Source organism: Salegentibacter echinorum, from assembly GCF_900129445.1.
GTDB lineage: Bacteria > Bacteroidota > Bacteroidia > Flavobacteriales > Flavobacteriaceae > Salegentibacter > Salegentibacter echinorum.
Genome location: NZ_FQVT01000001.1, coordinates 796,530 through 822,495, shown reverse-complemented (window position 1 = coordinate 822,495; position 25,966 = coordinate 796,530). Strand labels below are relative to the sequence as shown.

Genomic DNA, 25,966 nt, shown 5'->3' with positions numbered 1-25,966 from the left:
GTCGAACAAAAACAACGAAATATCTTGAAAATAGCAAGAAAACTCGGATATGAACTTTCTGAAAAACAGTTGGTTACATAAATACGTCAATGATAGGACGAAGGAGGTGGCGATCTGTTGTGATTTATTAAAATTTTCTATTGCAAACTTCAACTATTTAATGAATGTCATTGCTTGAAATCAAAACACTACACATCACCACATTAACACATCATCGAATCACCGCATCAGCAATCATTCCATTTCATCTTTAAAAATACCGGTGACTTTCTTTAAACCATCAATATTAATATCACCTTTATCTAAAGATTTCATGAGATCGAGCAAGGCTGTGGGGTTCATGTTTTTGCCCAATACACGGGCCACCCCTACTCCTTTGGTATCATCATATCCATAAACAATGAGTTCGTCTATAGCTTCTTCATCCCCGGTAAAGAAAATCTCTGCTTTTCGGCTATTGGAACCGTATTTCATAAGCAGTTGATACTTTTCGTGTTTCAGGATATTCTCAAGATTTTCTTTCTCGGTTTCATAATCCTCCCGGCCATTTTCAATAGATAATCCCAATAAATTTACTTTTTTAACGCTCTGCAGGGTTTCCTTTTGCTCTACACTAAGATTTTCAGCATTAGCAAACATACTGGTAGGTATATCTAAAGCCATAAAATTATTATTCTGCTGATTTTCTACATTATATTCCTGTAAACTTTGTTCGTTAGAACAGGAAACCAGAATAATAGCGAAAAAGAATACCAGGCTTGTTTTTATTGTTTTCATTTTTCTAATTTTTTAACTAATACATTTAAGGGTATAGATCTACTTCAATAGTATTTTTGAATAAATTTCCGCTAAGGTTATGCTATAAATTCAATTAGTTCTTCTTTACGTTTTTAAGCTCTTCGGCTCCGGGTATTTTTAAGTCTGAAGTAAGCCGCGAGAGCTGAGAAAGGTCTATATCTCCTGTAATACTAAGGATTATAGAAATGGGCTTGCCTTTTTCCTGTCCTTCCATAAACATAAATAACTCACTTACCACACTATCGTTTCTTCCGCTTTTTGAATAGAAACGAATATTTTTACCATCTTCTTTTACACGCATTAATTGATCTAAAGCATTGGAACTTAAATAACTTTCTACATCTTTTTCCATTTGTTGTCTTACCGAAGTTGTGGAACTGGTAAACATCTTAATTTCATCAAGATTTTCAATGAGTTTAAGGTATTGCCTGGTTTCGGGATGATCGTCACTAAGATCCACTTTAGCGAGCATCTTAAACATTTTGCTGGTCATCACCATCGCATCTACATCCTTCATATTCTCATACTTACTAAAGGCTTGTGCCTGCGAGACCATAGGAAACAATCCCAGGATTAAAATTATTGCCAATTTTTTCATACTATTCGGTTTTTAAAAATTTGTCTTTTGTTTTGTTGAATTCTTTAAGATAAATAAGGTCTTGTTTGCTCTCATTCATCAGTTTTGAAACCATTTTTAAAGCTTCCATACTTTTCTGTAAAGCCTCTTCTTCATTCTGAATCGTACCTAATTCAGAATCCTGCATTTCACTGGAGTCATCCTGAAACAGGAAAATACCAACGAGCAAGATAATACTCGCAGCAATACCCGTCCATAAATGTTTATAACTTTTAACAGGTTCTGGCAACGTCCCATTAACAGTGCTTTTCTTTTCTTTTTCTACTTCGGAAAATGCGAAAATTCCCTGATAAGCTTTTAATTCTTCCGGCACCTGATGGTTCCTAAAATACTTCCGAAGCATTTTTTCTTCGGCCAGGCTGCTCTCACCGGTTTCGTATTTCTCAAGTAAAATTTTAATTTCCTTTAATTCCATAGTCGTGCTTTTTTGTTAAGCTCTCCCTTATTTTTTTCCTGGCGCGCGAAAGGGCTACTCTCATCGCCGTATTTTTCATTTTTGTAATCTCACCAATTTCTTCAAAATCCATTTGCTCTACATCCCGAAGCTGAAAAACAAGTCGTTGCTGCTCCGGTAAATCATTCACAATTTTCTCAATCCAGCTCAATTCATCTTTTAACTCCAAATCCCGATGAACAGACACAGTTTTGTTTTCATAATTTTGATGAACAATCCTTAAATTATTATTCTTTTTTGATTTTAATTCATCAAAGCAATAATTTTTAGTAGCAGTCATTGCAAAAGACTCAATATTGGTATAATCCTTGATCTTTTTTTTACGTTGCCATAATTTAAGGATTACCTCCTGGGTTGCATCTTCGGCTGCCTCTTTAGAGACGAGTAACCGCACGGCAAGTCGGTACATTTTATCTTTCACCGGGTTTATTTTTTCCAGGAAGACCTGTTGTTTCATATTGAGTTGGTTTACTAACCTTCTTATCTTTTAAACGATTTGGGGTAAGTTTTGTTACAATGGGATTTTGATATTAATTTATTCTGGGTACTTTTAACAATCTAAAACAAACTTAACATTTATGAAGATTAACAAACTAATTTTATTATTATTTCTAAGCATCGGTACTTTAAGTTCTTGCTCTAAAGACGAAGACGATGTTGCCCCACCGGTCACCCCTCCAATTGCAGGTGGCGATTCAACCGAAGTTAGCCTGGATCTGGAGATTAAAGATTTTGTTTGGAAGGGAATGAACAATATCTATGTTTATAAAAGTGAGGTACCTAATTTAGCCGACGATAAATTTACAGATCAGGATGATTTATATGATTTTCTTGAAGATTGGGATAGCCCCGAAACACTTTTTAGTGACGGACTAACCATTACTGAAGATCGTTTTAGTTTTATCACCGACGATTATGTTGCCCTGGAAAATAGTTTCGCCGGAATTGCAGAAACTACCGGCGTAATCTACCGTCTATACAGATTTTCCAGCGGGGATAATATTTTTGGAGTGATTAGATATATTGTACCCGGAAGTAATGCAGAAGGTACAGGCGTTAAAAGAGGTGATCTCTTTACCAGGATAAACGACGAAGTGCTTACCATAGATAATTATCAGGATTTGCTTCAAAATGGCTCCATCACTTTTGGACTGGCGACTATTGAAGACAATACGGTAATAGATAGTGATAACAGCATCACAATTTCCTCACAAACGCTAACCGAAAGTCCCATTTTAATTAGCAAAACTCTGGATATAGAAGGAGAAAAGATTGGTTACTTAATGTACAATAGTTTTGTAAGTGATTTTGATGATGAACTGAATGCGAAATTTGCTGAATTTAAAAGTGAAAATATAAGCAATTTAATCCTAGACCTTAGGTATAATGGCGGTGGGAGCGTAAGAACAGCAACCAGGCTGGCCAGTATGATTAGTGGCCAGTTTAAAGGAGATGTTTTTGCCAAGCAGCAGTGGAATGATAGTTATCAGGAATTCTTTCTAGAACAGGATCCAGATAGACTATACAATAGGTTTACAGATAAAATTGGCGATGCTGATATTAATAGTTTAAAACTCGAAAATTTATATGTGATTATGTCTTCGGGTACAGCATCTGCCAGTGAGTTGGTAATTAATGGTTTAGATCCTTATATAAATGTGGTTACCATTGGCGATGAGTCTGTTGGAAAATCACAAGCTTCAGTTACGCTATATGATTCTGAAGACTTTGGGAAAGACGGCGCTAACCCAAAGCATAAATATGCTATTCAACCGCTGGTTTATGAATCTGTAAATGCTAACGATGTTGGAGTTCCTTACGATGGATTAACCCCCGATGTGGAAATTGTAGAGGATATTGAGAACCTTGGGGAACTGGGAGAAACTTCAGATCCGCTCCTGGCTGCAGCTATTGCAAAAATTACCGGTAAAATGACTAAAAGGCCGCATAGCCAACCGGCTTCCTGGTATAATGAATTTAAAGAATCTAGTGCCGGCAAGCCGCTTTATCAGGAAATGTATATTGATAAGCTTCCTGAAGTTTTTAAAAAGAAAGCTTCTGCGTTCAAGAATTAAGAGAAGCTAATTCTAAAAAATAAAATCCCCGCTTTAGATAAAACGGGGATTTTTATTATAATCTATATCTATTGTACGAAAAATTAAGATCGCTTCGCTGCAAGGAAAAAATGGAGAATATTAAACTTTAACTAACTAAAAATCTTTCTATTTCAGAATTAATATTTCTCAACTAACTCTTTTTTTTAAGTTTCCAAATAGCTTTGAGATCTAACTATAGCTGAAAGTTTGCTCATAATCTTGTTTTTACAGAACATACATAACCTTCTAACTTAAATAGCTTTAAACACGAATTTCGTACTCGCATTCTACTTAAATACACCATTTTTGTGATTTATTTTTTCGGACCCATTTTCGTTAAGATTGATTTTTGTAGGAATAAGAAGACACCAGAATATAATTCTTCAGGATCTTGAAAGTTTACCATTTCGAGAAACATCAGGTCTGGCCTAATCTAAACTATTAAAGTAATGGAAAACCCGCAGTTGCATTTCAACGAGTATTTCGAAAATTAATATTTTGGAACTACTTATTTCATTTAAATTAGCCCTAAGATTGAGATTGAAAAGCTACCTACAACAATTCATTCTTTTGACAAAATTATCCTATCCCCAAAAAGGAATTAAAATATAGTTTCATCTAATTTTATTTTGTCTGCAATTTTTGAATCTATTAACCATTTTAAATATTTTATTATGAAAAAAGTTGTATTAAGCGCAGCGGCGCTAATGTGTGGGGCGATGATTTTTGCTCAAGGTAATGGCTCAGCAGTCAATCAAACAGGGACAGACCATGAGTCAAACATTATTCAAACAGGAGCTAATAATGAAGCTTATGTAGATCAAATTGGTAGTGATAACACGGCATACGTGAGCCAAAGAAAATACGATAATCTAGCAGACATTGAACAAAGCGGAACCTTACAGGATGCATCTGTACAACTACATGGTCATACAGGTGAGGCTTATGTTGTGCAATCTGGAACATCAAATGAAGCCGATATCATACAGTATAGTGGCGGTCCTGCAAATTATGCTTATATTGAACAAGATGGTTCAGGTAATGGTAACAAAGCTACAACCTATCAGTTCAATTCCCACAATGATGCTTACACTTACCAGGAAGGGGATGGTAACCTTGCTGATACAGAACAGAAAGGTTATGGAAACTACTCTTATCAAGAGCAAGATGGAACTTTAAACATAGTAACGACTTCACAATATGTTGCTGGTGAAAATGATTCTTACACTTATCAAAACGGTGATGGTAATGTACTTACCCATCATCAGGTAGGGGCTGGAAATAATAGTGCTTGGTCAGACCAGGACGGTGCCAATCATAATGCTTCAGTTTTTCAAAACGGAGGTCACAATAATAGCATAATTACACAACAAAATTAAGAGAAGCTAATTCTAAAAAATAAAATCCCCGCTTTAGATAAAACGGGGATTTTTTGGTTGTAGGTCTAAAGAAAAACAAACCTAGTCGTTAAAGTAAAAACCATTAGGTCCTACTCCAACCGTTATGTTTTCCAGTAACTCACCACTGGTCGTATAAATTTCAACAAAGCTGTTAGAAGAAAAATCTCCGCCATCGGCTATATAGATCCTATCATCTTCCACTTCAAAACCATACATTTTTCCATATTGACCAGAGTCTGTAGTATATGAAAACAACGCTTCATCTGGTGCTTCTTCAGCATTTTCGGACATCGTAAATACCGAATTGCCTATGGTATAATAAATCATTCCATCTTCCAAAACTAAGTTGGTTGGTGTTCCAACTTCAGAAGCTATCATAATTTTTGAAAGCACCTCTCCTAAAGCTAAATCAATTTTCTCTAAACTTGAAGTATTCAATGCATAAAGCACTCCGTTTTCAATTTCAAAAGAATTAAGATTTTCCAGGGTATTAATGGTATTGATAATTTCATTGGAAGTAGCGTCAATTACCGTAATACCATTCCCATTATTAAAAGCGGCATTTTGCACATAAATTAAACCATTTTCTTCTTCTATAAATTCAAGAGGAGTATTGTTTTCTATAGTCTTTTCAACCGTTAAACTCTCCAGGTCAATTATTGCTATAAAATCGTCAAATTCTGTTGCTCCCGGTTCTTCATAAGATCCCTGGTTAGTTACGTAAAGTTTGCCGTTTTCAATCACGCCATATCTTGGGGATAGTAAACCACTATCTATCTTCTCAACTAACTCAAAAGTATAGCGATTTACAATTGTAATAAGGTTTGATCCATTAGAAATAATATAAGCAAGATCATCTTCAAAGACAATGGACTGAATAAATTCTCCCAAATCATCGTCTTCGTTTACAACTTCATAAATATTTTGAGCTGAAGTTTGTAAATCGTCGCTAATATAAGTTACCGTTCCAGCTGTTTGAGAACCTTCATTCAACACAAAAAAACCATCATTATAGCTGTTTTCCGGCTGTGGCTTCACAGGTTCATTAATGTCGTCGTCACTACTACACGAATTCAAAAATAAGCCACTTAATATGGCCATAGTTAAAAGTTTACTGATTCTTTTCATTGGTTTTAAAATTTAGCAATAACCTGAACAAATAGTGTCATAGTTTTGTTTTACTATTTTTCGTTCAGCCTCTTGCTGGTTAAGGATTAAAGTTTATATACATATTAAAATTTCTACCGGGCATAAAGCGATCTTCTACATTTTGGTATTCCTCATTAAAAATGTTGAGTATCCTGGCTCCTATTGTAAATGTATTTTCCTTTCCAAAATCATAGGATATTCCCAGATTGGAGATCATATAAGCATCAATTTTAAATTTTTCGTTGTTATCAGATCTGGTAAAGACATCACCATTATAGAGAAATTGATAATCTATACTAAAATCATTAAAAACATAATTCACAGCCGCTGTAGCCTTGTGGAAAGGCACGTAAATAAGCTGCCTGCCGGTATTTTTGTTCTCTGAAACCGTGTAGGCGTAAGTTCCTGTTAGGTTTAAATAGTGATTGTTAAAAATTTTATTTTCCCACTGCAGCTTGCTTTCCAAGCCGTAGATTTCTACGCTTTCCTCATTTTTAGGACGCCAAACTCCGTTTTCTGCTGGCAACCATCTTATCATATCGTCAATTTGCATATAATAACCGGTTAAGTTTAGGCTGAAATTGCGATAATTAAATTGATTTCCCAGTTCTACCTGGTTGGAAGTTTCTGGTGATAAGTTTTGATTACCGGCGTCTCTCCAATACAAATCGTTATAGGTGGGAATTCTAAAATCCCTGGAAACATTTAATTTCAGACTATAATAAGAGGTGAAATTGTAGGCTGCAGCAGCCGAAAACAACAACGGACTTTCATAATTCCCTGTTATTTCTTTTCTAATTCCCAGCTCATAATCCAATTTTTCAACCGGTCTATGTTTCATTAGAAGTGCTGCGGAAAAAATATTTCGGGTATTCTTTTCAATTCCGCTGCCATCTCCATCGGTATAGGTGTTGCTAAGCACGGTATTGAATTGTAATTCTTCTGAAACTAAAAATTTTAAATCATATTTTCCTATAAAAGTATTGGCATTTCCAGACGAATAATTTTCTCTGGCAATATTATCGAAATACTTATAATTTTCATCAAGATAGGCCATTTTAGCTACTGAAATAAAATCACCAAATTCACTCACCCATTCCAATAAACTGCGATTATTAAAATCCTGGTATTTGGTTTTAGTTTCTGAAGGTCTAATAAGCGCAAAATGCCGTTCCCCGTCGAACACTTCGCTGTAGAATTTTACTGTATTGTTCTCGTTTAAGAGATAAGCTATCGCAACATTAAGATTATTATTATAGAATTCTCCGTTTTCATTTTTTCTATACCTACCCGGCCACTCATAGTCATTATCAGATGAATTTCTAGCCAGGGCAATACTAAGGCTCCATTTTTCTGTTGAAGTTTTTAATTTATAACGCGCATCCAACGAATTAAAACTGCCATATTGCAAAAAGAAATCATTCTGGGTTTCTTTGCTAAAATCGAGTTGGGTGTTTAAATGCACGGTTCCACCAACAGCGCCCGTACCATACACCACGCTACCCCCACCACCGCGAATACTAATATTATCATAACCCCCGGCATTTATAGTATTAAAATCGGTTTGCCCATTAAATTGCGAATTAATGTTAATCCCATTCCATAAAACCGCAGTTTGTGAAGCGCTCGTTCCCCTAAAAGATGGAGACGAAACCATACCGAGACCGTTTTCTTTAAAGTAAATATTCGTATTAAAATTCAGGGCTGAAGTAAGCAGGGCACCATTTTTCTTTAAAACCGAATCGTTTAAAATAGTTACTTCCTGTCCTGTAGAGAAATCTTTTAACTTGGTGTCGGTTAAAAAAACTTCATCCAGTATGGTAATAGAATCGGCTTGTCCAAATACCGGAACAGCTGTAAAGTAGCTAAGTATAAGAATGTAACGTATAAATGTTTTCATGTGCCTTCTAACTTTTATCCCGAAAGTCTAAGAATTATTAGTTGTCATTTGGCAGGTCTCCTGGCTCGCGTCTTGCTGTTTACCTTCCCATCCCATGGTAATTAAGATAGTGGTTTTGAAGTATTTACAACAAACTTTATAGCTTACAGTTGCGGGAACAGCTCAGGCCTTTTTTTAAAGTTAGAGGTTAGAGATTTAAAGTTAGAAGTATTTCACTTCGTACTTCTAAGTTCGTACTTCCAATTTCTAACTTCGTACTTTATTGTTTCCTGATTCCCTTTTAATCGGTGTGAAAAACTTCACTTCCGAACCAAAATTTTGTGCGAAATTAAACAATTAATTGGGTTCACCTCATTAAATCCTGAATAAAAACCTGTTGTTTCATTAAGGCAACGACTCTAACAGGTTTTTGAAACCTGTGAGAACTTCCCCGCAAACAGTCGGTAAACTCCATAGGACATTAGTGAATAATTAGTGACAATAATTTTTTACTACTTTTATCCTTTTAAAATACGATCCAGCTAAACGATTACTATGCTTTTTAAAACTGCAAATCTATTTCAACTTTTACTGACTCTTCTACTTTTCAGCGGATGTAAAAACAATGAATCCGAAGAAAAAAATACCGATAAATCAATTAAACAAGAAGTTGAATTAAACCACGCTAACAACTTCAATATTAAGACTTATAATGATTTTTATTTATTAGAGGTAAAAAAACCGTGGCCGGGGGCAGAAAAAGGTTTTACCTACGTTCTTTTTCGAGAAAACGCAGTTATCCCTAAAGACCTTGAATACGATCAAAAAGTGCAAATACCGGTAGAAAATATTGTAGTAACTTCTACTACACATATTCCGGCTTTGGAAGCGCTTCAGGAAGAAAAAACACTTATTGGGTTCCCGGGACTCGATTATATTTCCTCTCAAAAAACACGTGATTTAATTGCTTCCGAAGAAATTAAAGAACTGGGGAAAAATGAAAATATCAATACCGAAACTTTAATCGAACTGCAACCCGATGCAGTAATTGGTTTTGCAATGGATGCCAGTAATAAAAGCTTGGAAACAATTCAGAAAACAGGAATTCCTGTAATTTATAACGGAGATTGGACCGAAAAAACACCCCTTGGGAAAGCAGAGTGGATAAAATTCTTTGGATTATTTTACGATAAACTGGCAAAAGCAGAAGCCGTTTTTAGTGACATAGAAAGTTCTTATTCTGAAGTAAAAAAATTAGCAAAATCGAGTAAGAGCACACCATGGGTACTTAGCGGTGCAATGTATAAAGACCAGTGGTATTTGCCTTATGGTAATTCCTGGCAGGCACAATTTATTAAAGATGCCAATGCCAATTATATATACGCCGACACCGAAGGAAATGGTAGTATGTCCCTTTCTTTTGAAAGTGTTTTGGAAAAGGCCGCCGACGCCGATTTCTGGATTAGTGTGGGACAATATACTTCTTATTCACAACTTTATAATGAATCCCAACATTACAAGCAGTTTAAAGCAGTACAAAATAAAGAGGTTTACAGCGTGAGCCTGGCAAAAGGGGAAACCGGTGGCGTGCTCTATTTTGAGCAGGGACCGCAAAGACCAGATCTTATATTAAAAGACCTGGTTTCAATTTTTCATCCGGAGTTATTGCCAAATTATAAAAGAATATTTTTTAAGGCTTTGAATAAGTAGGAATTTTAGTGGTTACCAGACCTCACCGATCTCCAAAACCTGTGAAGTCTCTTCTTTAAGATGTCTTGTTAAGAAATGTCGCGATTTTTTTCTTATAGCTTTTCATTCATCTCTAAAACAGGTTGTTTATTGATCAATGATGAGTATGCTCCGAAAAGAAAAAGCGCCCTCCCCTCCTAAAGGGACTTTTTTACTCCTTTCGTTTTCACGAAATCTCTTTAGGGTTCAGGGTAAATGAACTGAAAAATCAATAACAAATGCTTTTTCGTAGTTGACTGAATGATGTTCGATAAAAACATAATTAATAAGCCCAGAGTATTTGAAGATCTTTACAAAAAGGCTTAGTTGAAAAATATTACTTATGAGAAAGCTGGATTCTCAATTCATTATAGTTTGGTCTTTCTTCTTTTTTCTTGCAGCGAAAGCGATCTTGTTTCTTTATCCAGGAGAATGCTGTTTATAAATATACCGTATTATCATAGAAATTAAGGCTGCTATTTCTATATTTGTGTTCCGTGAAAAGCACGTGAAACAAGCTTCGAATTTTAGTTATTACATATTTAAAAATTACAGGGAAAAGAGCGCTAAGTTAGTTCCCAATTAGGAAAAAACATCAATGGAACATTTTATAGTATCAGCCCGTAAATACCGTCCGCAAACCTTTAAAGATGTGGTTGGCCAGCAAGCCATTACCAATACCTTAAAAAATGCCATTGATAACAATCACCTGGCCCAGGCTTTACTCTTTACGGGTCCTCGAGGTGTTGGAAAAACAACCTGCGCCAGGATTTTGGCAAAAATGATAAATCAGGACGGTACCCAAAGTCCCGATGAAGATTTTGCCTTTAATATTTTTGAACTGGATGCCGCTTCTAACAACTCGGTAGATGATATTAGGAACCTAATAGACCAGGTGCGCATACCTCCACAGGTAGGGAATTACAAAGTTTATATTATAGATGAGGTTCACATGCTTTCTCAATCGGCATTCAATGCCTTTTTAAAAACGCTGGAAGAACCACCACAGCACGCTATTTTTATTTTGGCAACTACAGAAAAGCACAAAATAATCCCCACCATCCTCTCCCGCTGTCAAATTTTCGATTTTAAAAGAATCACGGTAAAAGACGCCAAAGAATATTTAAAACATATTGCAGCACAGGAAGATGTTAATGCCGATGAAGATGCGCTAAATATCATCGCACAAAAAGCCGATGGCGCAATGCGGGATGCACTTTCCATCTATGACCGCGTAGTTAGTTTTAGTGGTAAAAACCTTACCCGAAAGGCAGTTACCGAAAACTTGAATGTGCTGGATTATGACACCTATATAAATATGACTAGCTTAATTTTAGAAAATAACATTCCGCAGTTGCTGGTCACTTACAATGATATTTTATCGCACGGATTTGACGGCCATCATTTTATAAGTGGGCTGGCTTCACATTTTAGGGATCTTTTGGTTTGCAAAGATCAAAAAACCATAGATTTACTGGAAGTAGGAGAACAAACTAAAGCGAGGTATTTTAAACAGGCTTCCAGTACAAATCATCAATTTCTAATAAAAGCCATAGACCTGGCCAACGATTGCGATTTAAAGTATAAAGCGAGCCAGAACCAACGTTTGCTGGTAGAGCTTTGTTTAATGCAACTGGCTTCCATTAATTTTGGTGAAGAAAAAAAAAAGCCTGAAGCGTCAATAGTTCCGGCTCAGGCTTTTGAAAAACACCCCACTCCCCTTTCCTCGGAAGAAAAAAAATTAGTGCGGGATAATGAACATACCGAAACCCACGCTGAAGCACCAAAAGAATCCCAGTTGCCTTCCGGGGAAAATGAAATCGCCAATAGTTATTGTAAAGATGATAAAAACGACGATTATCACTCTAAAAAAAGTATAGTCCCTACTCAAGATAGAGTTGAGAAAGAAGTTGAAGAAAAGCCTGAAAAGAAACCGGAAGGATATTCTGAAGAAAAATCCAAAGAAAAACCCAGTGATATAGCAGAACTTCCGCAGCAACCGCAACGGGATCCTTCAAAACAAGTAGAAGACAAACCTAAAGCAACGCCGGTAAAAGATGCCGGGATTAAAAAAGAAAAAGTATCAGGTTTATCTTTAAAGAGTATCAAAAAGAAAAAGGAACTGGAAGCCCGGCAGCAGGCCGCTCAACCAACTAAAGCGGTTGAATTAAACGGGAAATTTACTGAGACCCATTTACAGATGATCTGGAATGATTATGTAAAAAAGCTCAAAAATCAAGGCTCAAAAATCCTGGCTTCAATTTTGGAAACCGATTTACCCAGGCTGCGAGGAGAGCATCAAATTGTTATAGAACTGCCCAATGACACGATGAAAATTAACCTGGAACGGGAGCAAAACAAGCTTATGGGCTTTTTAAAACAAAAGCTGGAAAACACGCATCTTCGCCTGGTTATTGAAATAAATGAACAATCTGCTAAAAAATATGCTTTTACGCCTATTGAAAAATACAATAAGCTAAAAGAGAAAAACCCTTTATTAGAAAAATTAAGAACCACTTTTGATTTAGACGTTTAATATGTTAGGATTAAAACTTCCCACAGACCCAAGATGGGTAAATATTGCCGAAAAGAATATTGAAGACATTTTAATAGATCACGCCTATTGTGAGCAAAAAGCCGCTTCTACCGCGATCTCTATTATTGTTACCTTTCCCGAGCATCCCGAATTAGTAGATGAGATGACCGCACTTGCGCGCGAGGAAATGGGACATTTTAAAATGGTGCACGAGCAACTTCGCAAAAGAGGTCACCTTCTTGGCCGGGATAGAAAAGATGTTTATGTGAATAAATTACGTGAATTCTTCCCAAAAGGTGGCAGCAGGACGACGCAATTAGTACATCGTCTTTTAATCGCCGGGCTTATAGAAGCAAGAAGTTGCGAGCGTTTTAGGTTACTTTCAGAAGAATTAAAGGATAAAGAGCTCGCAGATTTTTATCATAAATTAATGATTAGTGAAGCAAATCATTATACGATGTTCCTTAAATATGCCAGGAAATATGGTGAAAGAAGTGAAGTAGATAAAAAATGGAATGAGTTGCTTGAGTTTGAAGCCGAAATTATGAAAGACTTAAGCAAAGATAAAACCGTACATGGATAAAATATTGAATTTAGCCTTTGTTCTGTAGCGTTTAAAAGTTCTACAGAACAAAGACTATAATAGTGTTATTCCTTGTCAGCTTTATACAGGGATTTTATGATGCCGTCTGCCAGCCCTATTTTAGGAACATAAATTTTATCGGCTCCAGCCCATTTCATAGCTTCCAGGTAGATTTTTGAGGCCGGTATAATTACATCTGCCCTATCGCTCTTTAGATTCAGATCCATAATTCTTTCTTCATAACTTAAAGAATTAAGCAAATCATTATACTTTTTAATATAGGATAAACTTAGCGGCTTCCCTTCCTTTTTTCCGCTGGTTTTAAAGATATTATTAATATTTCCCCCAGAACCAATAAGGTCTACCTCTTCATAAGGCTTCGTGGTTTCCTTTACCCAACTGGCCATTTCCTCCCAGGCATTATCCTCTACCAGGTTATTGAGTAATCTTACTGTTCCTACCTTAAAAGATTTAGATGCCACAGTTTTGCCTCCACTATAAAGGGTAAATTCTGTGCTACCGCCGCCCACATCTACATAAAGGTAATTACAGTCATTTTGAATAAGTTCATTTAAATCTGTCGCAGCAATAATAGCGGCTTCGTGGTTCCCATCTATAATTTCAATTTCTACACCTGTTCTTTCCCTTATTTTTTTTGCTACTATGGCACCATTTTCTGCTTCCCGCATTGCCGAAGTTGCACAAGCTTTGTATTTTTCTATTCCGTGGGATTTCATCAATAATTGAAACGCCTGCATAGTATCTATCATTCGTTCAATATTATTTTCAGAAATTAACTGGTCTTCAAAAACATCGGCTCCCAATCTTATGGGAACGCGAACCAGGGAAGTTTTCTTAAAATCTACATCTTCCCTATCGGTACTCTCGGTAATTGTAGAAATTAATAATCTAACAGCATTAGAACCAATATCTATCGCGGCAAAATTTTTCTGTGTAATCAAAATTTTTGGTTTTCTATTTTATTTAAATAATAATTGTACAGTTCGAATTGTGACCGGTGCGCAGCGGCATTGTCATTCTTATAGGCATTATCTTGCGTTGGAGAAATCACCCTCGCTTTAACGTTATCACGCCAGCTAATATCAAATGTGTCAATAATTTCCTGTTTTATATCTTCATCATAAATAGGACAGGAAACTTCTACCCTATGGTCTAAATTTCTCGTCATCCAATCTGCCGAGGAAATAAAAACACGTTGGTCTCCGGCATTTTTAAAGATAAACACCCTGGGATGTTCCAGGAATTTATCTAAAATGCTAATTACTTTAATGTTTTCACTCATTCCCGGAACTCCCGGAATTAAACAACAAATACCTCTTACAATGAGTTTCACTTCCACCCCGGCCTCGCTTGCCCCGTAAAGTTTATCGATCATCATATTATCGGAAAGGCTGTTCATCTTTAGAGCAATCCCCGCTGGTTTACCGTTAGTTGCATTATCAATTTCAGTTTGAATTAAATTGGCAAAAACCTGCCGACTGTAATGGGGCGAAACGATAAGGTGTTTGTATTTATTTACTTTATAATTGATTTCAAAGAAATTAAAAACCTTATCGATATCTTTCAAGATTTCGGGATGGGATGTAAAAAGTGTATAATCTGTATAAATACGTGAGGTAGATTCATTTAAATTCCCCGTACTAATGAAGCCATACCGTTTAATTTTCCCGTGTTCTTTACGTTCAATTACACAGGTTTTACAGTGTACTTTTAAGCCTGGAACCCCAAAAATTAACTGAACTCCTTCGGCCTGCATTTGTTCAGCATATTTAATATTTGCCACTTCGTCAAACCTGGCCCTAAGTTCAATTTGTACAATCACCTTCTTACCATTTTTTACAGCATTGATTAATGAACTGGCGATATGTGATATTTTCGCCAGTCTATAAATGGTGATTTTTATAGTTTTTACTTTAGGGTCTAAAGCTGCTTCCCGAAGGAATTTTACGGTATAGGCAAAAGTTTGATAAGGTGTATAAAGTAAATAATCTTTTTTGGCGATACTGGCGAGCAAGCTGGTTTGCAAAATTAACCCGGGAATAGGAAGGGGTTCAATAGGTTTGTATAGCAGTTCTTCTCTTCCTAGACTGGGAAAATTCATATAATCCCGTCTATTGTGATAACGGCCCCCGGGGATAATACTATCGGTAGAATCTATACCCATTTTATTCATAAGATAAGCCAGGGTATCATCGGCAATATTCATATCATAGACAAATCTAACCGGCTCCCCTTTAATACGATCTTTTACACTGCTGGAAATTTTTTCTATAAAACTTTTGCTTAAATCGCTATCTATATCCAACTCAGCATCCCGGGTAATCTTAATCATGTGTGCTGAAAGGTTATCATATTCGAAAATATTGAAAATAGACCCCAAATTATGTCTTATTAGATCGTCTAATAAAATCACGTACTGCTTATCATCCTCCTCGGGTAATACAACAAAACGTTCTATACTACGAGGGATCTCAATAAGAACATATCTAATTTCTTTTTCAGAAGTATTCAGGAGTTTAGAAATTCCTTCCTGGGTTTTGTCTTCTTTCATGACCATTTTTACGGCCAGGTATGCCCCGTTATCTTTTAGGGAAGGGATTTCGGTAAGGTCATTTAATATAATCGTCACGAGCGCCGGACTCACTTTTGAAAGAAAAAACTCCTTGATAAATTTAGCCTGGGAAAAAGAAACCTGCTTTTCATTGATAATATGAATATTGTGATCTTTAAGACGGTGCTGTATATCGGCTAAAATCCTAAGACTATCGGCCTGATGTTTAATTACTATTTTGGTAATTTCTTCCAGCAACTCGCTGGCTTTTATACCACCAAGCACACTTTTGCCCGCTTTTCCCGCCAGATCTATCCTTTTCACCGTGGCGTAACGAACTTTAAAAAATTCATCTAAATTATTGGAAAAAATCCCTAAAAACCGCAAACGTTCAATGAGTGGAACACTTTCATCTTCGGCCTCTTGCAGCACCCTGGCGTTAAATTGTAACCAACTAAGTTCCCTGTTTAAATATTTCTTATTCGGCATAAATTAACGTAGGTTTTTTGGGAACAAATGTAATATGTTTTTACCCTTATCAAGTTCTGGCCATTTGTGCACTTCAAAATCTATAACGTTAAGGCCGGTGGTTGGAACATTTTCAAACTCTTTATCTCCCAAAGTGTTTACTACCTCGGTCATCGCGGGATTATGGCCAAAAACCATTAAGGTGTCAATTTCATTGGGGCAGGTTTTAATGGTATTTAACAACTCCTTTTCTTCAAAAGTATAAAGCGGTTCTATAATCTCAAAGTTATTATCGTCTATGTTCAGCTCATCTTTAAAGATCTTTGCGGTACTTTGCGCCCGGGTTGCAGGGCTACTCCAAATAAAAGGTTTCTCTTCCTGAAATTGCTTAAAAACTTCAAGTACTAAAGCAGCATCATTATAAGCTCGTTCTTTTAATGGTCTTTTTTTATCGGTTACATTATGTTCCCGCGAAGACTTTCCGTGCCTAATAAGTATCAACCTTTTCATCGTTATAGTTTTTAAGTATTCCTAATTATTTTATGCAGTGCAATTAACTTAATTGCCTGGTACTATTTTTTTAATCTAATTAATCATCTTTAATTTAAGGAGCCAATCGTTTTCTTTCCCAGGTATCATTCTCAATAAACTCATAAATTATGCGATCGTGTAATCTATTGTTACGTCCCTGCCAAAACTCAAAATTTCTTGGGGTAACGAGATATCCGCCCCAATGTGCCGGTTTTTCAACTTTCTGATTTTCAAATTTCCCTTCTACTTCTTTTAATTGTTCCTGAAGTTCCTCTCTGGAAGAAATTACATGACTTTGATTGGAAGCCCAGGCACCTAATTGACTTCCGCGAGGCCTGGAAGCGAAATAGGATTTAGATTCTTCTTCTGAAATTTTCATAGCAACGCCAGTAATGATTACCTGTCTTTCTAATGCCGGCCAAAAAAACGAAAGACAAACCCTGGGGTTCTCTTCAATATCTTTCGCTTTTTCTGAATTATAATTGGTGTAAAAGCTAAAACCATCTGTGCCAAAAGATTTAAGTAATACAATCCTGCTTTTAGGAAAACCTTCAATTCCACAGGTAGCCAGGTTCATTGCATTTACTTCATCAATTTTAGGATGTGCTTCTGCCTTTTCAAACCAGGCTTCAAAAAGTTCTAGTGGAAAATTTGGAATTTGACTTTCCAACAGTTCATCTTTTCCGTAGCTTTTTCGGTAATCTTTAAGGTTTTTTTCCATAGCGTTTTACTTTCCTGCAATTTACAAGTTTTAGACTGAAGCCGGAAGGAAAATAAATACTTGTTCTGTTTTTTTGAATTAATTGATTTAAACTAAAAATAAGCCGCTTCAGTCACTAAAAGTTATTTCAAAATTACGGAAAACCACAATTAAACCAATAGATTGTCAGTTCATCTATAAAACCTGCACTTCGACTAATAATCACTTAAATCGCCGGAAACAAACTTCTTATTAGTTATTTTTGAAATGCCTCTCACATTTATGATAGCTACTTATAAAATTCATTCTGAATAATTATAATAGGTATGCTTCGACACTTTAATCTAAAAAAATCAACTTTATTCCTTCTCGCACTATTTTGTTTTCCTTTATTCTTCGGAAGCTGCACTCTGGGCGGCATCACCAATCCTGATAATTACAGTAGAAATCATGTGGTCTATGCTGTAGATTTTAAACCAACAGATTTAAGTCATTTCAAAATATCGAAAATGAACGAGGGTAAATGGGTTGATGTTAAAAAGGTTGCTAATAATGAAGATGAACGTTATTCAATTAACATAACAAGCGATCATTTAACCGTAATCTCTAAAAATAAAATGGATTTACCTCTTTATCAAACCTGGTTAGATTATGCCCGGAAAAATTTGGGTTATAAAGCAGAAAGTGAATATGATATTTTTAATACAATTGAAGAAGGTTATATTTATGAAGTAGATCTTGGCGAATATCCTTTGATTGATAAAGAGGAGCATCGCATCCTTATGTATGAATTTAAATAGTTTTTTAAAATGTTTCGTAAGCTTGCTCCTTATTTAGCACACTTATTGTCTTAAAAAAATATTGGTAAAGTAGTATCTTCCCGCTTCATCTCTTTCTACAGAAATACCAAAATGTGTAAAATTACCTTCTAAATTTTCTCTATGTCCCTCACTTTCTATCCAGGCATCTACAACTGCATTTGCCGTGCGATAACCATAAGCCACGTTCTCACCAATAGCTTTTGCATTTAAAACCTTTTTTAAACTATTGGAACGGGCAGCAAAATTATCATGACTGGTTTCTCCTTTTTCAATCATATAAAAATTATGTACTCTTGCTTCTAAGGAAATTTCTGCTTTGGGATAAAGAGAGTTGAGTTCTAATGTAGTTCTATAATCATTTACTAGCTTTAAAATCTCTTTTTCAATTTTAGAATAATCAAAAGATTTTTCCGCTACAATTTCTACAGGAGTCGAAGTATTATCTTCAGAAGTACAGGAGGAAATTGGAAGGACTGCAAGGAAGATAAAGTGTATTTTAATGATTTTTCTTAACATAATTTTCTATAATTTCCGGCCAAAAATACACTTTTTATCATTTATCGACGCTTTTCATGTTCCTTTTTAAATTTCGCGTAAGAATTGTCTATAAAAAAAGCCTGTCAAAATCAACAGGCTTTCTTTAAAAGTAACAATGCGAAAAACTCTTATTTTTCAAATTGCTTTAAGGTGGTAGTGATTATATTCACACAGTCTTTAAGCTGCTCTTCGTTCATTACCAATGGAGGTGCAAAACGAATTATATTACCGTGGGTTGGTTTGGCGAGTAATCCATTTTCTTTAAGTGCCATACAAATATCCCAGGCTGTAGAGCTATCTTCAGAATCATTGATCACAATAGCATTAAGCAATCCTTTCCCTCTAACTAATTCTACGATATTAGATTCACGTATAAAGTCATTCATTAACCTTCGGAAAAGTCCGCCGAGTTTTTCAGCGTTTTCCGCTAGATTCTCCTCCTGAATTACTTCTAGAGCTGCGTGAGCAACCGCACCTGCAAGAGGATTACCACCAAAAGTAGAACCGTGTTGTCCCGGTTTTATAACGTCCATCACTTCATTATCTGCAAGAACAGCAGAAACGGGATAAACACCACCAGAAATAGCTTTTCCTAAAATTAACATATCGGGTTTTACCTCCTCATGATCTACGGCAAGTAACTTTCCTGTCCTGGCAATTCCGGTTTGAACCTCATCGGCGATAAATAACGCATTGTTTTCACTACAAAGTTCCTTGGCTCTTTTTAGAAATCCATCAGAAGGCACGTAAACACCGGCTTCCCCCTGTATAGGTTCTACTAAAAATCCTGCGATATTATCATTTTCCTTAAGCACTTTTTCTAAAGCATCTACATCGTCGTAAGGAATTTTAATAAATCCGGGAGTATATGGTCCAAAATTCTTACGGGCTCCTTCATCATTGGAAAAGGAGATAATGGTAGTAGTTCTTCCGTGGAAATTATTTTCACATACTATAATTTGCGCATCGGTTTCTTTTACTCCTTTTTTCTCATAAGCCCATTTCCTGGCGATCTTAATAGCAGTTTCCACCGCTTCTGCCCCGGTATTCATTGGCAAAAGCTTATCGAAATTAAAATATTCTGTAGCAAATTTCTCATAAGGCCCCAACATGTCATTATGGAAAGCCCTGGAAGTTAAAGTTAAAGTAGAAGCTTGTTTAGATAAAGCATCTATAATTTTTGGATGACAGTGACCCTGGTTTACAGCCGAATAAGCTGAAAGAAAATCATAATATTTTTTTCCTTCCACATCCCATACGTGTACACCCTCACCGCGACTAAGCACTACCGGCAGCGGGTGATAGTTATGGGCGCCGTGTTGATCTTCTAATTCAATAGCTTCTTTTGAAGATGTAATTTTTGGTAAAGACATATTCAATTGTTTTTTAAAATATATAAATATATAATTCCTTCTTTTGCCTCTTTTATTTTATAAGACTCCGGGCTACTAAGGAGAGAAATCATCCAATATTTTGAGTTTTCGCAAATTACTAAATGTTTAGCGAAATTTTCAAGGAGACAAGGAATAAATCTTGGCAATTATCCTATTTTTGCGGCTATGGGACGAAGAAATAAAAAGAAAATTTTTGAAGCCGTAGAAATTACCGGCGCAGGCGGGAAAGGTAAAGGAATTGGCAAATCACCAGATGGCAGGGTGATTTTTATTGATAACGTGGTACCGGGAGACGTGGCCGATATCCAAACGCTAAAAAAGCGAAAAGCTTATTACCAGGGAACTGCTATAAATTTTCATAAGCTTTCTGAAAAAAGGGTCGAACCTGTTTGTCAGCATTTTGGCACCTGTGGTGGTTGCAAATGGCAAAATATGGATTATCAATACCAACTGGAATACAAAGAAGATGAGGTAGTAAATAATTTACGTAGGGTTGGTAAAATAGAATTGCCAGAGATCACTCCTATCCTGGGTAGCAAGGAGATCTATTTCTACAGAAATAAAATGGAATTTTCCTTTAGCGATAGTCGATGGCTTACCGCCGAAGAAATAAATAGCGGAGTAGAAATTGAAGACAAGGAAGCCCTGGGTTTTCATATTCCCGGGATGTGGGACAAAATTCTAGACATTAAAAAATGTCATTTACAGGAAGACCCCAGCAACGCCATTAGAAATTTTGTGAAGAAATTTGCGAAAGAGAATGACCTAAGTTTCTTTAATGCCCGTAAACAGGAAGGCATGCTTCGCACTTTAATGATTAGAACCTCCTCTACCGGGGAAATTATGTTGCTTATCCAGTTTTTCTATGAAGATAAAGAAAAACGTGAATTATTGCTAAATGCAGTAGCTGAAATGTTCCCGGAGATCACCTCACTTCAATATGTGATTAATGAAAAAGGTAATGATACTATTTACGATCAGGAAGTGGTTTGTTTTAAAGGGCGCGATCATATTTTTGAACAAATGGAAGGACTACAGTTTAAAATTAACGCGAAGTCTTTTTATCAAACCAATTCGGCGCAAGCTTACGAACTCTATAAAATTACCCGCGATTTTGCTAGTTTAAATGGAGATGAATTGGTGTACGACCTATATACCGGTACCGGTACTATAGCCCAATTTGTTGCCAAAAAAGCAAAAAAGGTAATTGGCGTAGAAGTAGTTCCAGAGGCTATTCACGATGCTAAAGAAAACGCTAAACGAAACCAAATAGAGAATACCGATTTTTTTGTAGGCGATATGAAAAAGGTTTTTTCTAAAGAATTTATTAGTAATAACGGTGCACCAGATGTTATAATTACCGATCCGCCCAGGGACGGGATGCACAAAGATGTGATTGCGCAAATTATTGGTATCTTGCCACAACGCATTGTTTATGTAAGTTGCAATTCGGCCACACAGGCCAGAGACCTGGCTTTATTAGATGAGCATTATAAGGTAACCAAAGTACAACCGGTAGATATGTTTCCACAAACTCACCACGTAGAGAATGTTGTTTGTTTAGAAAGAAGGTAGATGAATAAAAAAAGTTTAAATAGATTATTGGGAAGTATTGGTTTACTGCTACTGGTTATGAGTTGCCAAAGAGACGATATTTGTCCCGAAACTACGCAAACCACGCCTATGCTTGTCTTGCGGTTTTATGATGCCGAAGACAGGGACAGCCCCAAAACTCCAACTAATTTAAGTATTAGAGCCACCGTAGCGGGAAAAGACACAGCACTCTACAAAACCATAAATCGTGATAGTTTCGCTATTCCATTACGCACCGATAGGAACCTAACTACTTATGCATTCACCCTTTTTGACAATGCAGATGAAGAGGAGGAAGATCCAGACCTTATTGCCAAAACAGATAGTCTTAGCTTTACTTACGGCCGGGAACAAATTTATATTAACCGGGCCTGTGCTTACAAGGTAATTTACAACAGTATGAAATTAACGCTTAGTGGTGGCGAAGATGGATCCTGGATAGATTCTTATATTATTGAAGAACCCAATATTGAAGATGAAACACAAGCACACATTAGCATATTTTTTTAGCTTAATTTTCTTATTGACCGGCTTTGATACAGTTGCTCAGGAGGCTTCTGTTCAGGACACGCTTGCAAAAAATGATAAGTTTGGCTTGCGGGTAGGTACAGATCTTAGCAAACTGGCAAGAACTATTCTGCAAGACGATTATACAGGTTTTGAAGTTATGGGAGACTATAGGGTGTATAAAGATTATTATGCTGCTGCCGAACTGGGAAATGAAAGTATTGGCTACGAGGAAGATAATCTTAAGGTAACTTCTCGGGGAAGCTACGCTAAAATTGGCGCCGAATACAATGCCTATGAAAACTGGACCGGTATGCAAAATATGATTTTTGTGGGTGTGCGTTATGGTTTCTCGACCTTTACCCAGGAGACCGAAGAATATAAAATCTACACCAACAATCAGTTTTTTGGACCAGATATTCGTACAGAAACCATTGAGAATAGCGGACTTACAGCCAGTTGGGCTGAGTTGATTTTAGGGATAAAAGTAGAGTTGTTCAATAATTTGTTCCTTTCGGCAAATGTGCAACTTAAACAACGTCTTTTTCAATCTACGCCAGATAATTTTGACAATCTCGTGATACCAGGGTTTAACCGAACCTACGACGATAGCAACTTTGGCGTGGGCTATGGTTATGGGATAAGTTATTTAATCCCATTTTATAAAAATTAATTCTTCTGAAGAAAATAGCTTGATTTATGTTGTGTTCAGGAGAATAATAGCTTATTAGTTATCATTGCTGTAGTCTCTTCTCTTGCAGCAAAGCGTTCCGAATGTTCCATTGATTGATTCTTTTACCGGATAATAGTGATTATTTGCATTAAATTCAGGTATTATAGGTAAGTTATTTTACTAACTTTGAGCCCTAATTCTATACCCATTAAATATGCAAAGAAGCCTTTTAGACCATGTGAGAATTGTCCTTAAAGGGATGGCCATGGGGGCAGCCGATGTGGTACCCGGAGTTTCTGGCGGTACCATCGCTTTTATTTCGGGCATTTATGAAGAATTAATATCTACCATAAGCGGGGTTAATCTTTCGCTCATTACTACCTGGAAAGAGAAAGGCTTTAAAGCAATGTGGCAACAGCTTAACGGGTCTTTTATTATCGCTTTATTTGCCGGAATTCTAATTAGTGTTTTTACGGTAATGCGATTAGCAAATTACCTATTGGAAAATCACCCTATTCTTATTTGGTCCTTTTTCTTTGGCCTTGTAGTTGCCAGTATTTGGTACGTTGGCAAGCAAATACCAAAATGGGATTTTAAAATAACTTTGGCATTACTGGCCGGTGCAGCCGTGGCTTTTTATATTGTTTCCCTCCCTCCTATGGCTGCAAACAACAGTTATTTGTTTATATTCTTTTCTGGTGCCATTGCTATTTGCGCAATGATTTTACCGGGAATATCAGGAGCGTTTATTTTAGTCTTACTGGGAGCGTACAAAAGAATTACCGAAGCCGCCCACGATTTTGATTTTAAAACTTTAGGAATTTTTGCAGTTGGCGCTGTCATTGGTTTACTTAGTTTTTCTAAAATTCTTAAATGGCTTTTTGTACATTACAGCAGTATAACCCTGGCCGTTTTAACAGGATTCATCGCCGGATCTTTAAATAAAATTTGGCCGTGGAAACACGTTTTAGAAACCGAAATGTATGGAGATAAAGAAGTGGTGCTTAAAGAAGCTTCGGTATTACCGTGGAATTTTAATGGTGATGCACATACCGCTTTTGCCATTATTTTAATGTTGGCAGGATTCTTTCTTATTATTGGACTGGAGTCTTTCGCCTCAAAGAATCAGGAACATACAAATGCAACAGATTAGATCCTTTACAGATCGTGTCCTTTTAGTATTAAAAGGTTTGGCCATGGGAGCGGCAAATAAAGTTCCCGGCGTATCTGGAGGTGTCGTTGCTTTTGTTGCCGGTTTTTATGAAGAATTTATTTTTTCTCTGCAAAGGTTTAATTACCGCGCATTTATTTTACTCATTAATGGTCGATTTAAAAGCCTTTTTCATTATGTGAACGGTAGGTTTTTAGGCTTGCTTATTCTTGGAATGCTCATTAGTTATTTTAGTGTTTCCAAGTTACTGGACTATTTGATATTGCATTATGAACTCTATGTTTGGGCCGCTTTCTTTGGGATGATCATTGGCTCCATATATTATATTAGTAAAGATTTTGATGAATGGACCAAACGCTCACTGGTCTTTATTTTTCTGGGAATTATCACGGGAGTAGCAATTAGTTTTTTAGAGCCAGCCAAAGAAAATGATAATCTTTGGTTTGTATTTTTCTGCGGAATAGTTGGGGTTTCAGGGATGACTTTACCGGGACTTTCGGGCTCGTTTATTTTAATATTACTGGGAAATTATGTCTTATTGTTGGTTGACTCGGTAAATGCTTTATATGATACCATTGCAAACTTATTGGTATTGGACTTTAGCTTTTTGGAAAATGAGGCAAGAATGCGCCTTCTTCAGGTTATGTTGGTTTTTGCTGCAGGTTCTCTGGCCGGTCTGGTGAGTCTTTCTCATTTACTGGGCTTTGTACTTAAAAATTATAAAAACGATACTTTTGCAGCAATAATTGGGTTTATTGCTGGTTCGTTGGGTGTTGTTTGGCCCTGGAAAGAAAAGATTTTTAAAATGAAGGAGAATGGGGATATGTTATTGGACAGTCAGGGAAACGGGGTTATAGATTATTACGATAGATATTTCCCTGCTTTTAATTCTTTTGAAACCTGGCTCGCAATTTTCTTTATCTTTGTAGGTATATTCATCGTATTGGGACTAGCCTGGTATGAGAAAAAAAACAATAAACCTGTTTTGAAATGAGAACATTTGGCCTTATTGGAAAGAATATAGATTACTCATTCTCTAAATCTTATTTTTCAACAAAATTCGAAAAAGAGAAAATTGACGCAGAATATCTCAACTTCGATTTGAGGGATATTAAAGAGTTTCGTGATGTGATAAAGGAAAGCCTAAATTTATCGGGACTTAATGTTACGATTCCCTATAAGCAGGAAATTATCACTTTTTTGGATGAAATGTCTCCGGAAGCAAAAGAAATTGGCGCGGTAAATACGATTGAAGTTAAGGGAAACAAGCTTATAGGCCACAATACAGATTATATTGGTTTTTCTAAATCTATTAAACCCTTTTTAAGACCGGAACATAAAAAAGCACTTATCCTGGGAACGGGAGGAGCTTCAAAAGCAGTGGAATATGCTTTCCAAAAATTAAATATTGAGACTAAATTTGTTTCGAGAAACTCTGGCAAAAATAAAATTAGTTATCAGGAACTTTCCAAAGAAATACTTCAGGAATACACCATTATTGTTAATACCACACCCCTGGGAACTTTCCCAGAGGTCATGGATCACCCCGAGATCCCGTTTCAATTTTTAAATAAAAAACATCTGGTTTACGATCTTATTTATAATCCCGCTACCACCGCACTTCTAAAACAAGCAGCCGAACTAGGTGCCACAACTACAAATGGATTAAAAATGTTAGAATTACAAGCCGAGAGTGCCTGGGAGATTTGGAATCAATAAAATTAAATCGCTTCCAGATA

General features: G+C 36.3%; 24 protein-coding genes and 1 riboswitch. Of the genes, 12 read left to right on the top strand and 12 right to left on the bottom strand.

The annotated features are described in order from the left end of the window. Positions 1-234: 234 nt before the first annotated feature. The 4 genes from BUA71_RS03705 to BUA71_RS03690 all read right to left on the bottom strand — a co-directional run bounded on the left by BUA71_RS03705 (position 235) and on the right by BUA71_RS03690 (position 2,346). Entirely contained in the window at positions 235-777 is a 543-nt protein-coding gene (locus BUA71_RS03705; RefSeq protein WP_072876796.1) for a DUF4252 domain-containing protein, read from the bottom strand. Between the two features lie 94 nt (positions 778-871). Continuing rightward, positions 872-1,396 (bottom strand): DUF4252 domain-containing protein, encoded by a 525-nt coding sequence (locus tag BUA71_RS03700; RefSeq protein ID WP_072876794.1) that lies wholly within the window; start codon positions 1,394-1,396, stop codon positions 872-874. Between the two features lies 1 nt (position 1,397). Then, the gene (locus tag BUA71_RS03695; RefSeq protein ID WP_072876792.1) at positions 1,398-1,850 is read right to left on the bottom strand and encodes a hypothetical protein; all 453 of its coding nucleotides are present in this window, start codon (positions 1,848-1,850) and stop codon (positions 1,398-1,400) included. Continuing rightward, the gene (locus tag BUA71_RS03690; protein ID WP_072876790.1) at positions 1,831-2,346 is read right to left on the bottom strand and encodes an RNA polymerase sigma factor; all 516 of its coding nucleotides are present in this window, start codon (positions 2,344-2,346) and stop codon (positions 1,831-1,833) included. The genes BUA71_RS03695 and BUA71_RS03690 overlap by 20 nt, the downstream gene beginning before the upstream one ends. 121 nt (positions 2,347-2,467) lie before the next feature. Here BUA71_RS03690 and BUA71_RS03685 point away from each other — a divergent pair, with 121 nt between their 5' ends. Both BUA71_RS03685 and BUA71_RS03680 read left to right on the top strand, forming a co-directional pair. After that, a complete protein-coding gene (locus BUA71_RS03685; RefSeq protein WP_072876788.1) occupies positions 2,468-3,964 on the top strand; it encodes a S41 family peptidase in 1,497 nt (498 codons plus the stop codon). Between the two features lie 695 nt (positions 3,965-4,659). Then, positions 4,660-5,364, top strand: a complete 705-nt coding sequence (locus tag BUA71_RS03680; protein ID WP_072876787.1) for a hypothetical protein — start codon at positions 4,660-4,662, stop codon at positions 5,362-5,364. 81 nt (positions 5,365-5,445) lie between these two features. Here BUA71_RS03680 and BUA71_RS03675 read toward each other — a convergent pair whose 3' ends face one another. Then, the gene (locus tag BUA71_RS03675) at positions 5,446-6,513 is read right to left on the bottom strand and encodes a DUF5074 domain-containing protein (protein ID WP_072876785.1); all 1,068 of its coding nucleotides are present in this window, start codon (positions 6,511-6,513) and stop codon (positions 5,446-5,448) included. Positions 6,514-6,592: 79 nt separating this feature from the next. Beyond that, positions 6,593-8,434 (bottom strand): TonB-dependent receptor plug domain-containing protein, encoded by a 1,842-nt coding sequence (locus tag BUA71_RS03670; protein WP_072876782.1) that lies wholly within the window; start codon positions 8,432-8,434, stop codon positions 6,593-6,595. A 33-nt stretch (positions 8,435-8,467) separates the two neighbouring features. Then, positions 8,468-8,764: riboswitch (cobalamin riboswitch) on the bottom strand. Positions 8,765-8,968: 204 nt separating this feature from the next. Here BUA71_RS03670 and BUA71_RS03665 point away from each other — a divergent pair. From BUA71_RS03665 to miaE, 3 genes are all read left to right on the top strand, one after another. Continuing rightward, complete coding sequence (locus BUA71_RS03665) at positions 8,969-10,123, top strand: ABC transporter substrate-binding protein (protein WP_072876780.1); 1,155 nt, start codon at positions 8,969-8,971, stop codon at positions 10,121-10,123. Positions 10,124-10,739: 616 nt separating this feature from the next. Beyond that, entirely contained in the window at positions 10,740-12,677 is a 1,938-nt protein-coding gene (locus BUA71_RS03660) for a DNA polymerase III subunit gamma/tau (RefSeq protein ID WP_072876778.1), read from the top strand. A gap of 1 nt (position 12,678) precedes the next feature. After that, the gene (gene miaE, locus BUA71_RS03655; protein WP_072876776.1) at positions 12,679-13,260 is read left to right on the top strand and encodes a MiaE family protein; all 582 of its coding nucleotides are present in this window, start codon (positions 12,679-12,681) and stop codon (positions 13,258-13,260) included. A gap of 65 nt (positions 13,261-13,325) precedes the next feature. Here the strand turns inward: miaE and BUA71_RS03650 are convergent, their stop codons facing one another. The 4 genes from BUA71_RS03650 to pdxH form a co-directional block, all read right to left on the bottom strand. Next, positions 13,326-14,222 (bottom strand): Ppx/GppA phosphatase family protein, encoded by an 897-nt coding sequence (locus tag BUA71_RS03650; RefSeq protein WP_072876773.1) that lies wholly within the window; start codon positions 14,220-14,222, stop codon positions 13,326-13,328. Then, positions 14,219-16,321 carry a polyphosphate kinase 1 gene (gene ppk1, locus BUA71_RS03645; RefSeq protein WP_072876771.1) on the bottom strand — a complete coding sequence of 701 codons (2,103 nt, stop codon included), beginning with the start codon at positions 16,319-16,321 and terminating at the stop codon, positions 14,219-14,221. The genes BUA71_RS03650 and ppk1 overlap by 4 nt, the downstream gene beginning before the upstream one ends. Positions 16,322-16,324: 3 nt before the next feature. After that, entirely contained in the window at positions 16,325-16,810 is a 486-nt protein-coding gene (locus BUA71_RS03640) for a SixA phosphatase family protein (RefSeq protein ID WP_072876769.1), read from the bottom strand. A gap of 94 nt (positions 16,811-16,904) precedes the next feature. After that, positions 16,905-17,552 (bottom strand): pyridoxamine 5'-phosphate oxidase, encoded by a 648-nt coding sequence (gene pdxH / locus BUA71_RS03635; RefSeq protein WP_072876767.1) that lies wholly within the window; start codon positions 17,550-17,552, stop codon positions 16,905-16,907. 305 nt (positions 17,553-17,857) lie between these two features. Here pdxH and BUA71_RS03630 point away from each other — a divergent pair, with 305 nt between their 5' ends. Next, positions 17,858-18,331 (top strand): hypothetical protein, encoded by a 474-nt coding sequence (locus tag BUA71_RS03630; RefSeq protein WP_072876765.1) that lies wholly within the window; start codon positions 17,858-17,860, stop codon positions 18,329-18,331. 42 nt (positions 18,332-18,373) lie between these two features. Here BUA71_RS03630 and BUA71_RS03625 read toward each other — a convergent pair whose 3' ends face one another. Together BUA71_RS03625 and rocD are read right to left on the bottom strand one after the other, a co-directional pair. Next, on the bottom strand, positions 18,374-18,868 hold the full coding sequence (locus BUA71_RS03625; RefSeq protein ID WP_072876763.1) for a CAP domain-containing protein: 495 nt from the start codon (positions 18,866-18,868) through the stop codon (positions 18,374-18,376). A gap of 149 nt (positions 18,869-19,017) precedes the next feature. After that, a complete protein-coding gene (gene rocD, locus BUA71_RS03620; RefSeq protein WP_072876761.1) occupies positions 19,018-20,262 on the bottom strand; it encodes an ornithine--oxo-acid transaminase in 1,245 nt (414 codons plus the stop codon). Between the two features lie 186 nt (positions 20,263-20,448). Here rocD and rlmD point away from each other — a divergent pair, with 186 nt between their 5' ends. The 6 genes from rlmD (at position 20,449) to BUA71_RS03590 (ending at position 25,946) form a co-directional block, all read left to right on the top strand. Then, positions 20,449-21,858 carry a 23S rRNA (uracil(1939)-C(5))-methyltransferase RlmD gene (gene rlmD, locus BUA71_RS03615; protein WP_072876759.1) on the top strand — a complete coding sequence of 470 codons (1,410 nt, stop codon included), beginning with the start codon at positions 20,449-20,451 and terminating at the stop codon, positions 21,856-21,858. Continuing rightward, on the top strand, positions 21,859-22,386 hold the full coding sequence (locus tag BUA71_RS03610) for a DUF6452 family protein (protein ID WP_072876757.1): 528 nt from the start codon (positions 21,859-21,861) through the stop codon (positions 22,384-22,386). It begins immediately after the preceding gene. Next, a complete protein-coding gene (locus BUA71_RS03605) occupies positions 22,352-23,056 on the top strand; it encodes a DUF6048 family protein (RefSeq protein WP_072876755.1) in 705 nt (234 codons plus the stop codon). Before BUA71_RS03610 ends, BUA71_RS03605 begins: the two co-directional genes overlap by 35 nt. 214 nt (positions 23,057-23,270) lie before the next feature. After that, a complete protein-coding gene (locus BUA71_RS03600; RefSeq protein WP_072876753.1) occupies positions 23,271-24,209 on the top strand; it encodes a DUF368 domain-containing protein in 939 nt (312 codons plus the stop codon). Then, a complete protein-coding gene (locus BUA71_RS03595; RefSeq protein WP_072876751.1) occupies positions 24,196-25,221 on the top strand; it encodes a DUF368 domain-containing protein in 1,026 nt (341 codons plus the stop codon). Before BUA71_RS03600 ends, BUA71_RS03595 begins: the two co-directional genes overlap by 14 nt. Next, on the top strand, positions 25,218-25,946 hold the full coding sequence (locus BUA71_RS03590; protein ID WP_072876749.1) for a shikimate dehydrogenase family protein: 729 nt from the start codon (positions 25,218-25,220) through the stop codon (positions 25,944-25,946). Before BUA71_RS03595 ends, BUA71_RS03590 begins: the two co-directional genes overlap by 4 nt. Positions 25,947-25,966 lie beyond the last annotated feature (20 nt).

Coding starts and splice junctions, on each gene's coding strand:
- BUA71_RS03705 (WP_072876796.1), bottom strand. CDS start 777: ATGAAAACAATAAAAACAAGCCTGGTATTCTTTTTCGCTATTATTCTG.
- BUA71_RS03700 (WP_072876794.1), bottom strand. CDS start 1,396: ATGAAAAAATTGGCAATAATTTTAATCCTGGGATTGTTTCCTATGGTC.
- BUA71_RS03695 (WP_072876792.1), bottom strand. CDS start 1,850: ATGGAATTAAAGGAAATTAAAATTTTACTTGAGAAATACGAAACCGGT.
- BUA71_RS03690 (WP_072876790.1), bottom strand. CDS start 2,346: ATGAAACAACAGGTCTTCCTGGAAAAAATAAACCCGGTGAAAGATAAA.
- BUA71_RS03685 (WP_072876788.1), top strand. CDS start 2,468: ATGAAGATTAACAAACTAATTTTATTATTATTTCTAAGCATCGGTACT.
- BUA71_RS03680 (WP_072876787.1), top strand. CDS start 4,660: ATGAAAAAAGTTGTATTAAGCGCAGCGGCGCTAATGTGTGGGGCGATG.
- BUA71_RS03675 (WP_072876785.1), bottom strand. CDS start 6,513: ATGAAAAGAATCAGTAAACTTTTAACTATGGCCATATTAAGTGGCTTA.
- BUA71_RS03670 (WP_072876782.1), bottom strand. CDS start 8,434: ATGAAAACATTTATACGTTACATTCTTATACTTAGCTACTTTACAGCT.
- BUA71_RS03665 (WP_072876780.1), top strand. CDS start 8,969: ATGCTTTTTAAAACTGCAAATCTATTTCAACTTTTACTGACTCTTCTA.
- BUA71_RS03660 (WP_072876778.1), top strand. CDS start 10,740: ATGGAACATTTTATAGTATCAGCCCGTAAATACCGTCCGCAAACCTTT.
- miaE (WP_072876776.1), top strand. CDS start 12,679: ATGTTAGGATTAAAACTTCCCACAGACCCAAGATGGGTAAATATTGCC.
- ppk1 (WP_072876771.1), bottom strand. CDS start 16,321: ATGCCGAATAAGAAATATTTAAACAGGGAACTTAGTTGGTTACAATTT.
- BUA71_RS03640 (WP_072876769.1), bottom strand. CDS start 16,810: ATGAAAAGGTTGATACTTATTAGGCACGGAAAGTCTTCGCGGGAACAT.
- pdxH (WP_072876767.1), bottom strand. CDS start 17,552: ATGGAAAAAAACCTTAAAGATTACCGAAAAAGCTACGGAAAAGATGAA.
- BUA71_RS03630 (WP_072876765.1), top strand. CDS start 17,858: ATGCTTCGACACTTTAATCTAAAAAAATCAACTTTATTCCTTCTCGCA.
- BUA71_RS03625 (WP_072876763.1), bottom strand. CDS start 18,868: ATGTTAAGAAAAATCATTAAAATACACTTTATCTTCCTTGCAGTCCTT.
- rocD (WP_072876761.1), bottom strand. CDS start 20,262: ATGTCTTTACCAAAAATTACATCTTCAAAAGAAGCTATTGAATTAGAA.
- rlmD (WP_072876759.1), top strand. CDS start 20,449: ATGGGACGAAGAAATAAAAAGAAAATTTTTGAAGCCGTAGAAATTACC.
- BUA71_RS03610 (WP_072876757.1), top strand. CDS start 21,859: ATGAATAAAAAAAGTTTAAATAGATTATTGGGAAGTATTGGTTTACTG.
- BUA71_RS03605 (WP_072876755.1), top strand. CDS start 22,352: ATGAAACACAAGCACACATTAGCATATTTTTTTAGCTTAATTTTCTTA.
- BUA71_RS03600 (WP_072876753.1), top strand. CDS start 23,271: ATGCAAAGAAGCCTTTTAGACCATGTGAGAATTGTCCTTAAAGGGATG.
- BUA71_RS03595 (WP_072876751.1), top strand. CDS start 24,196: ATGCAACAGATTAGATCCTTTACAGATCGTGTCCTTTTAGTATTAAAA.
- BUA71_RS03590 (WP_072876749.1), top strand. CDS start 25,218: ATGAGAACATTTGGCCTTATTGGAAAGAATATAGATTACTCATTCTCT.